Genomic DNA, 12,660 nt, shown 5'->3' on the forward strand with positions numbered 1-12,660 from the left:
AAAATCACATTTAGAATATAATTGTAAAAAGGAGGAGGTTGCATGCGTATAAAATTACTATCAATCTTGTGTTTATTATTACTCACAAGTTGTAGCCAAATAAAAAACAATGAAGTTGCCATTGTTGAGCCATACAAATTAACAAAAGAGCAAGCTTCTATTTTACAAATGACTCCTTTTCAAGAAGGAAATAGCATATTTTATAACGTTACGCTTAAAAATGATAAAGATGAAATAAATGCTACAATTGATTATTATAACAATGGTAAGAAAACAAAAGAAATTGCTAATATAGCTACCTCACATTTTTCAAAAAAGAAAGTAAAGCTTTCTTTTTTACCACCACATTTCCAATTTGATAAAGATATACAAGAAAAAAGGCAGTGGTATCTGAATATTGAAGGTGGTTCAACACTTGTTCCTGAAGAAGCGCCACCAAGCGTAAATAGCTCTGCAACTACTACAATCCAATCTATAAAAAATTTAAAATACAATCAAAAAACAACTTTAGCTGCTGTAATCCAAACCAGTCAAGAAACTGTAAGCGTCCCTACAATTGACGAAGAAAAGGGTATTGATTTACTCTTAAAAGAAAATGAACACGTTTATCTATTTAGTATCGAGCTAAAAAAAGAACAATAAAGCGGAAATGCAACTTAAGTTGCATTTCCGCTTTATTGTTTAATAAGGTGTACTTTTATGGATTTGAATCAAATCCATTTTCTGTTACTACTATTACTCATCTTCTACTTCTATTCTATTACTCATCTTCTACTTCTATTCTTTTCTTCTCTCTTGCAATTTTTAAAAACTCTAGCAGCTCTGGATTACTATTCATTTTTTTGTAAGCCACTGACATTTCTGCAACGAAATTAGAATCATATAACTCTTTATATACAACTTCTGTTTTATATAACTTATTTGCCGACACGGGTATTACTGTAATTCCAATCCCTGCTGCTACAAGCCCCATAACTGTTTGATACTCTGTTGCTTCTTGTACAATACGTGGACTAAATCCAACTTCTCTACAAAGAGATAAAATTGTATCATACAAAGCTGGCCATACTGGTCTCGTAATAAATACAAACGGCTCATCTCGTAAATCTTCTATATGTATTTCATCTTTCTCTGCAAGTGGATGTGCCTTTGGTAAACACAAAGTGCAAGATAACCTTTGAATTGGCTCTAATTCTAATAATTGCGTTGGAATTGGTGGACGTAAAAAGCCAATATCGATACGGTTATCATGAAGTGCATGAACTTGATCTGGTGTTGACAATTCATGTAATGCAACAGACACTCTCGGAAATTTCTTTCTATATTCCCTAACAATTGATGGTAAAATATCATATATCGCCGCACCTACAAAACCAATTGAAAGTGATCCTACTTCTCCCCTTTGTGCACTTTGTGCAACTTCTACTGCTTTTTCAATTTGTTCAAACGCCTTTTTTACTTCTTTTAAAAACATTTCTCCTGCTTCTGTTAGTTCAACCTTTCTTTTCGTTCTTGAAAATAATGTAACTCCCATTTCTTTTTCTAATTGCTGTATTTGTTGACTAAGTGGTGGTTGTGTCATTTGTAAACGAGCAGCCGCCCGTCCAAAGTGTAACTCTTCTGCCACAACAACAAAATATTGCAAATGCCGTAATTCCATTTTTGGACACCCTTTTCACTTTCGATTAATATGTCTTATATATTAATAACATATAATTTATATATTAGACAAATATTTTGAATGAACGTATAGTAGAAATTGTTAATTCTTTTTTACAATTTTTATGTAACAAAAGAAAGAGGTGGTTACTGTATGAAATGGTGGAAGTTAAGCGGACAAATTTTATTACTATTTTGTTTCGCTTGGACAGGTGAATGGATTGCAAAACAGGCACACCTCCCAGTTCCAGGAAGTATAATCGGTATTTTCTTATTATTAATTTCATTAAAATTTAACCTAGTTAAAAAAGAATGGATACAGGACGGAGCAGATTTTTTATTAAAAGAACTTATTTTATTTTTCATCCCTTCTGCAGTCGCTGTCATACGTTACAGAGATACACTAACACAATATGGAATCGATCTCATTTTAATTATTATGATTAGCACTCTTTGCGTTACCTTAGTTACAGGACTTTTAACAGAATTGCTACTAAAGCGGAAAGGATCAACGCAATGATCGGATTTCTTTGTTTACTATTAACACTATTCACATATTGGCTATCAAAAAAAATGTATCAACGCTGGAATTGGAGTCTACTTTCTCCTCTTCTCGTCTGTCCCATTATTTTAATTGCTTTATTGCTCGGATTAGATACACCTTATGAAACATATGAATCTGGTGGTCATTGGTTAACTGAATTATTAAAACCCGCAACAGTTGCTTTTGCATGGCCAATCTATAAATACTTTGATTTATTAAAGAAACATGGAATGGCTATCTTACTTAATGTCATTGTCGGTTCGTTTTTATCAGTCATTACTTCAGCACTACTAGCAAATTATTTTCAAATTGATTCATCACTAGAACATAGTTTAGCGCCACATATCGTAACAACACCAATCGCAATGGCTATTTCAGAAATGATTGGTGGCATGTCACAATTAACTGCTGTATTTGTCGTTTTAACTGCCTTAACAGGAGCATTGCTCGGTCCTTCTCTCATACGTATTTGCCGTATTAAAACAGCAATCGCAAAAGGTATTATGTTAGGAACAAGCGCAAATGGAACCGGTACATCAAAAGCATTCGAAATCGGTCCTGTGGAAGGAACAATTGCAAGTTTATCTATGCTTTTAACAGCAGGCGCTAGTTTAGTTATCGTTCCGCTTTTCTTGTCTTGGATACATTAAAGAAGCAAGTATTTACATACTTGTTTCTTTATCTATATATTGGCACAGCAATTCATAATCCTCTGGAAAAGCTAAACACAATTGTTCAACTTCATGTATCCCTTTCCAAGCAATTTCATGTATTAACTCATCAGGATCTTGGATTTTCATATTACCGCCTATTTGTTTAACAAAATAATAATGGACATACACTGGAACACCGTATGTAATACCCTCTTTTTCATATATTTTATTTACAACTTCCACATTGTAACCTGTTTCTTCCCAAACTTCCCTAATACAACATTCTTCTAGTGTCTCTCCCTTTTCAAGTCCTCCACTTGGGACAGACCACCTTTTTTCTTCTCCCTCTTTGCCCTGCAGTACCATTAAAACTTCCTTTCTTTCATTTACACATACCGCTGCACTACCTATCCATCTCTCCATAAACATCCCTCCCCTACTAAAATTCGCCCTCTTTTTTATTTTCCCCTTGAAAAAAAGAGGAAAAAAATAAAACAATGACGAAAGATTACATCAACTTCATAGGCAATCCCTTCTTAGAAATTAAAACTGGAAGGATGAAAATATGATTTCTAATTATGTTGTGGAATGTGTCTTTTGTGAAGAAAATCGAAAGCCTCGCCAAGCTATTGTCACAGTTCCCGCCACTACTCAGCTACTAGCCATTGAAAAAGTGCGTGCGGAATGCAAACGTCGCTTCGGAAAAACTGTATTATTACAAACAGAAATTAAAGAAAAAATTGTTTTTGAACAAAAAGAAAGCTGACCATCAATTGGTCAGCTTTCTTATCCGATCATATTTTCACATGAAGATTAGGGGCATCCTCTTTAAGGATCGGGATTTTCCCATTATGTACGTTCCATAATGGTCATCGAACAATATATTTCTATACAATTAACTATTGAATAGAATAGGGCAAAACTTGTTCGCATTTTTAGAAAAGGGATAGGGATATAATTCAAGTAGTACTTCGAATACTCGAACTTTACACTCATAATATTAAAACAAATCCTTTTATATGGGAAATATGAATTACCTACATAATTCATTCGTAAAATATATTAATAGTTTGCTATATTAATTTTATCCCGCTATTTGTAAGCAGTAACCCCCTACTTATTATAATTTCACCTTATTCCATCAATAGCATACATCCAGCTAAAACCGGTGTCATAATCATCGAAAACCTCAAAAGCATTCGCGGTGCATAATTTGTAAACTTCGCGCCAATATATGCCCCTAACATGGTCCCGATTAATACTTGCAATAACAATATATAATCTAAATATCCTTCCGAACTATATCCTAGCCCACCTCCAATTGCAATCGGTAATATAACAAGCATCGTTGTCCCTACAGATTGCTGAATCGTTAGTCTCAATAGAACCATTAATCCAAGCTGAATAAACGGTGCAGAACCAATCCCAAATGAACCAGCCATCATTCCAGTAACTAATCCAAGGCATATACATTTCAACAAGTAGTTCATGGAAAACTCTTTATGCTTATATAAAGATGACTGTTCTTTGTTTTGGAACATAATTAATTTAATAAACATAAAAATTGCCGATAAAAATAACATCCCAGCTGTAAACCAATGAAGAAGATGTGCTGGTATAAGTGAACCAAATTTAGAACCAATATAAGAGCCAATTGCGCCAAATCCTCCAACAATCCCGCCTATAATAAATGCAACATTGCCTTCACGGTAATGACTGACAACACCTGATAATGTCGTAAATGCCATTGCAGTTAAAGATGTTGCAAGAGCAACATGAATAGGAATATGAAATACTAAAGTGAGTATCGCGATAATAAACCCAGCTCCTCCAGCTCCAACAAATCCTAATAAAATACCCATTACTAACATTGTTATAATAATTGCCACAGACTTTCCCTCCAGTAACACAATTATCCATCATATTTATCCTTACATACAAATAAAAAGCATCCTAGACGGATGCTTTTTATTTCAAAAATATGTACTTAATCTTGATTAATCAAAATAACCGCTGGACCAGCGACCACTACTCCAGCTACTTCTATTTTTTCAAATTCCTTTACTGTAATAGATATAACTCCTTCTCTTTCCATCAATTCTTTACTCAGGACATCAGTCGGGATTGCTTTCACCGTCTTACCTCCTTTTCATTTATACAATATGATAAAGTAAAACTTTAATGAGTGGGGTTTTTGTCCGTACTTATTAATTATTACCCCTCACCAATCGGACTAATAATCACCCAATGCATCTATATATATGCATCACCTCCGCTTTCATTCCTTATTCCACTCAAAAACCTTCTCCCCCTTCCGTGACATATTGAAAAATAAAAAAGAAGCTATAACATATAGCTTCCCTCTACGTTTCTTTAATCTTTATGCACCGTATATTCCATGACTTTTCCATCTCTATCAAATTGGAAAACAAGCTGTTCGCTATCTATTGGAATAAAGCCACGTTCAGTCCCAAGATAATACAAAGTGGTAACTCCTTCTTCCCCACTTCTCGTTTCCGTTGGAGCTCCTAACAATTGTATAATTTCTTCATTTGATTTCCCTATTAATTTATATTTTTGTAATAGATCATCTACCATATATACCCGCTTATCTGCATGATTTAACCATCTATTTTGATTAAACTTTGATGTATATTCATTTACACTTAGTTGTACAGTGCACACTATTAATGGTATGAGTGCTACTATTAAAACCCCCACCATTTGCTTCTTTTCTTCATTACGATTTTTAGAAACATATAAAATAGCCCTTTGAATCATGACTAATAAAACAAATGGTATGAATACTACAAAAATGCTCCTTACACTTAAGGGTATATGGACCATATCAATGACGAATATAAATAGAATGTACATTACTATATACAAACAAAAATAGACATACAAAATGCCACGTAGCATAGCGTTCAGAAAGATCTCCCCTTTTAACTCACTATATAATTCATCCGGCTAATCATTTCTCGAATCTGTTCTAATTCTTGCACTGTATATACTACTTTCCCTGCTAAGATTTCATTTCTGAAGAACGTTACAATTTGCTCCCGATTTTTTAATCTAGGTGTTTCCTCACTAGAAAGATCTATTATTTCTTTTCCATTTTCATTATAAAAATATACAACTGGTTTTACCTTTTCTTTTATACTATTAGCCTGCATTTCTTTCAAACAATTGTATAAAATTTGAGATAGTTTCTTCGCCTTATATACTGGATTTCCTTCATTTTTCACTTGTATAGTTGACGAATCTTTACCTACTATATATTCAAATGTCTCTTCTTTTTCAACTTCTTGTTGATACTTACCCATTTCATCAATCATAAATGAATATATACCAGCATTTTCTTTCGTTAAACCATGAATTAATTTCTCTTCCCATTCTTTCGTCTCAAGTAGATAAATACCAGTTTTGCACAAGATGAGATGATGGATTCGATTATCGTTTATTTCACTATTATTTTTAATAAAAACATTTGGCATGATTTGAATTTCAGCATCTAATATGATGCCTTGCTCTATGAATCCTCGCTTCATATAATGTAATGTTTCGTACGTATTCATTTCAGCACCGTTTTTAGTATATTCTCGTAAATTTGCAATTAATTTTTGAAACATATGTATTTCGTTATTATGTTTATTTTGTATTTCACTACGTTCTTTACTATGCTGCATAGCTAATTGATTTTTCATCATACGCATATTTTCAATTTCTCTATTTGCACTTACTTGTAAATCATTGTATTTTTTCTGTTCCATATTTTTTAAATTATTTTGTTGTTCTTTATGCTCTATCACTGTAGCTGCAATTTCATTTTTATACGTTTCAATCGCTTGTTTCTTTTCAAATTCTACTTGCTGACTCTCTGATTCTAACTGTTTATTTTTATAAAACAGCACAAATGCTACAGCTAATAATATTAAAATCGCACCTATTAGCACATAATTCATATTTTTACTCCTTTATTTCATTTTCGATTATTTTTTATAAATATATCTACTATAGTATACTATGGTTTCGATATAGACTTTGTAAAAGTTGTATATTTTTAATAAAAGGCACCTCTGACGGGGCACCTTTTATTTTCACTCTATTGTACACCATACTGAATATAACTCGGATCGTAGTATATCCATTGATTTGTCCCTAAGCAAAGCCATCCATCTTGCTTACTCCACACTCGATACGATTCACCCTGATGTAACTGTCTTATAACATTTCCATTTAATGATGGAGCATCACGCAAATTTACATTATCACCAGTAATAGTCGCCACATAATGTTTATACTGAATATAACTCGGATCATTATATACCCACTGATTTGTCCCTAAACAAAGCCATCCATCTTGTTCTCCCCAAACTTCATATGTTTCGCCACGATTCAATTGGCGAATTACACTAGACTGTAAAGATGGTCCACTTCTCAAATTCACATTATCTCCATTAATTATAGCAACCCCGTACACTGGAGTTGCATTATTAGGCGGGGAAACATTACCTCCACCACTTGCTCCATTCCCTTTTAAAGCTTCTAATGAAACTGCAGCTGATACATCACAATTTCCTACGCCTGAAATTTGTCCAGAATCTGTGTACTGCCACGCTGTCCACGCTGTCCATCCACCAGCATCAGCAGGCGGTGTACTCGAGTATTTAGCAATCCAAAGCGGTATATCACTTAATCCGCTAATGCCGAATTCATTAATATACCAAACTCCTGTATATAACATTACATCTTTTCCAGTAGCCTGTTTCACATAATTTATAAAGCTTCTTGCCCAATTTGATATAGCGTTACCAGTTAAATTACTGTTGCTCGGATCTGTTGGTGATTCTAAATCCAGAACTGGCATTAAGTCTGTCTGGTTACTTTGTAATATACTCACAAAATATTTCGCCTCTGAAATTGCATCATTTTGTTCTGGACGTGCAAAATGGTATGCACCAATTAATACATTCGCACTTCGGGCTCCTTGTACATTTTTAGTAAAAGTAGGATCAATGTAGTTTACACCTTCTGTCGCTTTTGCATACGCTGCTGGAATTCCAGATGCCTTCACTGCATTCCAATCAATATTCCCTTCCCAATGAGACACATCAATAAACGTAACATTTGAACTTGATCTGTTTTGCATATAAAATCTCCTATCAATTTTTTTACTTCGTATACATACAATATGTACAAGTTTCATAAGAGGACACGACATTTATGCTATAGAAACAAAGAGTAAACATATTTTGTATACAAAATAAAAAAGACCTTGTATTACAAGGCCTTTTGCAAACTCACTTTATTTTGTAGCAAGTACATATTATAATACAAACCTTGCTCACTTAGTAATTCTTGATGTGTTCCTCTTTCTACTATCTCTCCATCATGCATCACAAAAATTTGATCTGCATCTTGAATTGTAGATAACCTATGCGCAATGGCTATCGTCGTTCTACCTTTTCGCATTTGTTGCAACGCTGTTTGAATAGCCTCTTCTGTTTCTGTATCGATATTAGCTGTTGCTTCATCTAATACTAATACTTTCGGATTCGTTGCTATCGTTCTAGCAAAAGCAATTAATTGTCGTTGACCGCTTGAAAATGCTGCACCTCTTTCTACTACTTCTGTTTCATACTGTTTTGGTAACTTTTCAATAAACGTATTCGCTTGCACAAATCGAGCAGCTTCTTTTACTTCTTCATCCGTAATTTCTTCATTATACATACGAATATTTTGCTTTACATTTCCAGCAAATAAAAATGCATCTTGCAATACGAGTCCTATTTTCTTTCTAATTTCTCGTTCTTCAAATTTTTCTAAATCTACACCGTCTATTACAATATTTCCTGACTTAATATTATAAAATCGCATTAACAAATTCATAATCGTACTTTTTCCGCTACCAGTATGCCCAACAAAAGCAACCGTTTGCCCTTGTTTCACGTGAAATGATACATTTTTTAAAACGTCACGCTTTCCATCATATGAAAAAGTAACATTTTTAAATTCAATATCCCCATCCACGACTTGAGGATTCTCATTGCCTTTTTGAACCGGTGCTAAATCTTTCTCGTCCATTAAATGAAATACACGTGATGACGAAACAAGTGCCTGTTGGAAAAAGGACAATTTCATCATCATCTCATTTACAGGTTGGAAGAAACGATGTATATAGTTAACAAAAGCATATAAAACTCCTACTTCAACAGGGCTCTTTAAAGCATCAATCCCAAATAAACCTAGTACTAACGCAATAGCTACAATATGCACTAAATCCGTAGCTGGTCGTAAAAGTAATGCGTCTAACTTCAAAGTACGTCGCCCTGCACTATAATGTTTATTATTCACTTCTTCAAACTCTTTTCTCATACGTTTTTCTTGTCTGAACACTTGAACAATATTCATTCCTTGTATGGACTCGTTCAACTTTGCATTTAACACGCTTAGTTGATTACGTACTTCTAAATAAAAAGCTGCACTTTTCCGGCGATATAATACCATAATCGCAAACATTATCGGAATTAATACGAGAGAAAATAGCGCTAATTTTACATCTAATAAAAACATCGCTACTAAAATACCTACTAAAAAGACTACATTTTTCACAAATGTTGATAATACACTAACATAAAAATCTTTAATCGCTTCCGTATCATTTGTTATACGCGATACAAGTGTACCAATCGGCGTACGATCAAAGAAACTTAATGACAGCTTTTGAACATGTTCATATACTTCAACTCGCATATCTTGAACAATCTTAAAAGCAATGTTCTGAAAGTACAATAGATTTAAATACGTAAATAATACTTTTAATAAATGAGCAACTATGTAAATTACAAATAAAGTAACGAGCGCTGATCGTTCAAAATCCCGCGGTACTAGGTGTTCATCGAGGAATTGTTTAATTAAAAAAGGACCCATCATTTCCGTTACTGTCGCACCAACTAAAAAGATAAATGCTAAAGATAGCAACCCTTTATATGGCTTCATATAGGAAAGTAATCTACTTAAATCACTTCGCTTCTTCTCTACCATCATACGCCTCCTTTCTCGACTAAAGCTTCTAATTGCTGGCTTTCATACATTTCCTTATACCAGCCGTTTTCCTTCATTAATTCCTCATGTGTACCTCTTTGTACAATTCTACCTTCATCAACAACAAGAATAAGATTGGCATGCTGAATTGCACTTAATCGGTGTGCAGTAATAATCGTCGTTTTCCCTGCTCTTTCCCTCTTTAAGGCACTTAAAATCGTCTCTTCTGTTTTTGCATCTACTGCTGATAAACAATCATCCAAAATTAAAATTTCAGCATTTGTTAATAAAGCACGAGCAATAGAGATTCGCTGTTTTTGACCACCAGATAACGAAACACCTCTTTCCCCTACTACTGTTTCATATCCTTCTGAAAATTGGAGGATGTCATTATGAATACAAGCAATCTCTGCAGCTTCGGTAATTTCATTATATGTAGCATCCGCCTTTCCGAAGGCAATATTCTCACCAATACTTGCTGAGAATAAAAAATGATCTTGCGGCACGTATGAAATGGCAGAACGGACACCATGAAGTGTTATATCTCGAATATCTCGCTCCCCAATTTTTAATTCACCATTAAAATGATCATACTCACGGATTAAACATTTTAATAAAGTTGTTTTCCCTGCGCCTGTACGTCCTACAACTCCTAGCGTTTCGCCCTTCTTCAAATCAAAGTGAATATCGTTTAAATGTAACAATTCATTTTTCTTATACGAAAATGAATCAACGGCAAACAAAACATTACCGCTCGCTATTGTCTGTACAGCATTTTCGCTATTTACTACATCTGATTTTTGTGAAAGAATTTTTTCTACACGGTCATATGAAGCACGCCCACGCTCCATAATATTGAATAACCATCCAAACGCTAACATTGGCCAAACAAGGGTACCTAAATACGTCGTAAATGTAACGAGATCACCTACTGTTAATTCACCTCTTACAACTAATACCGATCCATAACATACTGCGATTAAAAAAGAAAATCCAACGATAAGAGAGATTGTCGGATCAAATAACGAATCAATACGTGCAACTAACACATTTTTATGTACAACATCTTCTGATTTTCTTCGAAACGCCTGCAAATCTTCTTTCTCTTGTCCAAGCGAGCGAATCACTTTCATTCCACTCATACTCTCTTGCACTTTATCATTGATTTCCGAAAACGATTGCTGTGCTTTATGAAACCTTTTATGTAATAAAGTTCCATAATAATTTGTCGAAATAGCTACAATCGGCATTGGAATTAAACTTAATAATGTTAACTTCCAGCTAATTGTAAAACCCATCGCTACGAGTACACATCCTCCGACAGCTAATGAGTCAACAAGCGTCAAAACACCTGCTCCAGCAGTTTGCTGGATCGCTTGAATATCATTGGTCGCATGTGCCATTAAATCACCTGTTCGATTTGACTGATAGAAAGATGGACTCATCTTTGTAAAATGTTCATATAAATTTTTTCGTAATTGGCGAGCTAATTTTAATGAAGACCCGAAAATCATAATACGCCATATGTAACGTAATATGTACATCGTAATGCCTACAATTACTAATAGTACAACCCATTTTAGTAACTTATCGGTCGTCAATGTTCCATCATTAATTTCATCTACAACGATTCCAATTACTTTTGGTGCTACAAGTTCTAAAAGTGCAACGCCAAACAATAAAATAATTCCAGTTATGTACGCTCGTTTTTCTTGTTTAAAAAACCACGCTAAATTCATAAACACTTTCATTTTTTTCCTCCTCCCTTAAAATGAGCGATGTTTTCAGTTTACCAAAAATACAGAATTTTTAAAAGTTTTAAAAACTATAACTAACAAAAAGAAAGACACTCTTAGCGAGTGTCTTTTAGCGCTTATTTCATTTGTTGCTTGTTCATTGCGCTCATCATTTGATTGATTTTCTTTTGGGAAGGTTTTTGTCCCATTTGCATCATCATCATTTTTAACATTTGTTCGTTAATTGGTGGATTTTTTTGTAAGTAATTCATCATATATTTGCGGGCAATGAAAAATCCTAACGCCACGCCTGCTACTAGTGCTACTACGCCCACTAGAATACCTAACCAAATTGGCATATATTTTCCTCCTTCATGTTGTCTACCTTACAGTGTACTAAAACCTTTTCAATAAGACAAGATACAATTCGACATTTTTTACACATATGTTCGTACTTGTTTTAGAGGATTCAGCCATCCGTACTTTGTATTTTCATAATCCATAGCTAAAAATGTTAATTCACACTTTCTTAACACCTCAAAGAATGTTGTTTCCATAGAGACATTTCCAGAGGTATTCATACGAATATAGTGCGGTTTCACCATTATTTCGCCGTACTCCGCTCCCGTATAAAGTGTATGTGTATGATGTGTTCTATCATATTTACCAAGAACGCGCAAAGCTTGTTCTAATTTATGATGAATTTTCATTACTTGCAATGGCATCGTTATATACATCATTTGCTTATATAACACTTTTTTCTCCGAAAGGGACCCAGATTCTGAAAATCGAGCAAATAAATCAAAAAACAAATATTCACGACCAAAATAAGCTTTCGCAATATCCTCTTGAATTAAATACAATTCATACGTTTTCATTTTTCCACTCCCAATCTGGACAACCTTTTCTCTTCATTATATATAAGAAAATTTGCAATGATTGTCTGACTGCGGAGAGATAAAAAACTTTTTCTGTCGAAAAAACTCATTTACATAGAAAAACCTCTCCATGCCGGAGAGAT

The 12,660-nt window shown here is 34.0% G+C and carries 15 protein-coding genes; 4 read left to right on the forward strand and 11 right to left on the reverse strand.

Annotation, left to right across the window (positions count from 1 at the left end; genetic code table 11):
• Positions 1–42: 42 nt before the first annotated feature.
• Positions 43–642, forward strand: coding sequence for a hypothetical protein (locus BHV55_RS18250; RefSeq protein WP_058840273.1), 600 nt, complete (start codon positions 43–45; stop codon positions 640–642).
• A gap of 118 nt (positions 643–760) precedes the next feature.
• Here the strand turns inward: BHV55_RS18250 and alsR are convergent, their stop codons facing one another.
• Positions 761–1,660 (reverse strand): acetoin biosynthesis transcriptional regulator AlsR, encoded by a 900-nt coding sequence (gene alsR, locus BHV55_RS18255; protein ID WP_000423234.1) that lies wholly within the window; start codon positions 1,658–1,660, stop codon positions 761–763.
• Between the two features lie 153 nt (positions 1,661–1,813).
• On the opposite strand from alsR, the gene BHV55_RS18260 reads away from it, so the two are divergent.
• Both BHV55_RS18260 and BHV55_RS18265 read left to right on the forward strand, forming a co-directional pair.
• Positions 1,814–2,179, forward strand: a complete 366-nt coding sequence (locus tag BHV55_RS18260; RefSeq protein WP_000872365.1) for a CidA/LrgA family holin-like protein — start codon at positions 1,814–1,816, stop codon at positions 2,177–2,179.
• Positions 2,176–2,853, forward strand: a complete 678-nt coding sequence (locus tag BHV55_RS18265) for an LrgB family protein (protein ID WP_000578965.1) — start codon at positions 2,176–2,178, stop codon at positions 2,851–2,853. The genes BHV55_RS18260 and BHV55_RS18265 overlap by 4 nt, the downstream gene beginning before the upstream one ends.
• A 12-nt stretch (positions 2,854–2,865) precedes the next feature.
• Here BHV55_RS18265 and BHV55_RS18270 read toward each other — a convergent pair whose 3' ends face one another.
• A complete protein-coding gene (locus BHV55_RS18270; RefSeq protein ID WP_000442978.1) occupies positions 2,866–3,279 on the reverse strand; it encodes an NUDIX hydrolase in 414 nt (137 codons plus the stop codon).
• A 142-nt stretch (positions 3,280–3,421) separates the two neighbouring features.
• Between BHV55_RS18270 and BHV55_RS18275 the strand changes: the two genes are divergently transcribed.
• Positions 3,422–3,622 (forward strand): DUF3903 domain-containing protein, encoded by a 201-nt coding sequence (locus BHV55_RS18275; RefSeq protein ID WP_000625225.1) that lies wholly within the window; start codon positions 3,422–3,424, stop codon positions 3,620–3,622.
• Positions 3,623–3,989: 367 nt separating this feature from the next.
• Here the strand turns inward: BHV55_RS18275 and BHV55_RS18280 are convergent, their stop codons facing one another.
• From BHV55_RS18280 to sirA, 9 genes are all read right to left on the reverse strand, one after another.
• A complete protein-coding gene (locus BHV55_RS18280) occupies positions 3,990–4,745 on the reverse strand; it encodes a sulfite exporter TauE/SafE family protein (protein ID WP_000974654.1) in 756 nt (251 codons plus the stop codon).
• 98 nt (positions 4,746–4,843) lie between these two features.
• Complete coding sequence (locus BHV55_RS18285; protein ID WP_000644411.1) at positions 4,844–4,990, reverse strand: BC1881 family protein; 147 nt, start codon at positions 4,988–4,990, stop codon at positions 4,844–4,846.
• Between the two features lie 239 nt (positions 4,991–5,229).
• Complete coding sequence (locus tag BHV55_RS18290) at positions 5,230–5,778, reverse strand: hypothetical protein (RefSeq protein ID WP_000943752.1); 549 nt, start codon at positions 5,776–5,778, stop codon at positions 5,230–5,232.
• 23 nt (positions 5,779–5,801) lie between these two features.
• Positions 5,802–6,821: an NERD domain-containing protein gene (locus BHV55_RS18295; RefSeq protein ID WP_001110268.1), complete on the reverse strand. Its 1,020-nt coding sequence runs from the start codon at positions 6,819–6,821 to the stop codon at positions 5,802–5,804.
• A gap of 140 nt (positions 6,822–6,961) precedes the next feature.
• Positions 6,962–8,008 (reverse strand): GH25 family lysozyme, encoded by a 1,047-nt coding sequence (locus BHV55_RS18300; protein WP_070756894.1) that lies wholly within the window; start codon positions 8,006–8,008, stop codon positions 6,962–6,964.
• Between the two features lie 131 nt (positions 8,009–8,139).
• Positions 8,140–9,903, reverse strand: a complete 1,764-nt coding sequence (locus tag BHV55_RS18305; protein ID WP_000229522.1) for an ABC transporter ATP-binding protein — start codon at positions 9,901–9,903, stop codon at positions 8,140–8,142.
• Positions 9,903–11,654: an ABC transporter ATP-binding protein gene (locus tag BHV55_RS18310; protein ID WP_070756895.1), complete on the reverse strand. Its 1,752-nt coding sequence runs from the start codon at positions 11,652–11,654 to the stop codon at positions 9,903–9,905. The genes BHV55_RS18305 and BHV55_RS18310 overlap by 1 nt, the downstream gene beginning before the upstream one ends.
• A 122-nt stretch (positions 11,655–11,776) precedes the next feature.
• The gene (locus BHV55_RS18315) at positions 11,777–11,998 is read right to left on the reverse strand and encodes a YneF family protein (RefSeq protein ID WP_001123317.1); all 222 of its coding nucleotides are present in this window, start codon (positions 11,996–11,998) and stop codon (positions 11,777–11,779) included.
• A 78-nt stretch (positions 11,999–12,076) separates the two neighbouring features.
• Entirely contained in the window at positions 12,077–12,517 is a 441-nt protein-coding gene (gene sirA / locus BHV55_RS18320) for a sporulation inhibitor of replication protein SirA (protein WP_000860645.1), read from the reverse strand.
• Between the last annotated feature and the right edge of the window lie 143 nt (positions 12,518–12,660).

The organism is Bacillus sp. RZ2MS9 (genome assembly GCF_001816185.2).
GTDB lineage: Bacteria > Bacillota > Bacilli > Bacillales > Bacillaceae_G > Bacillus_A > Bacillus_A cereus.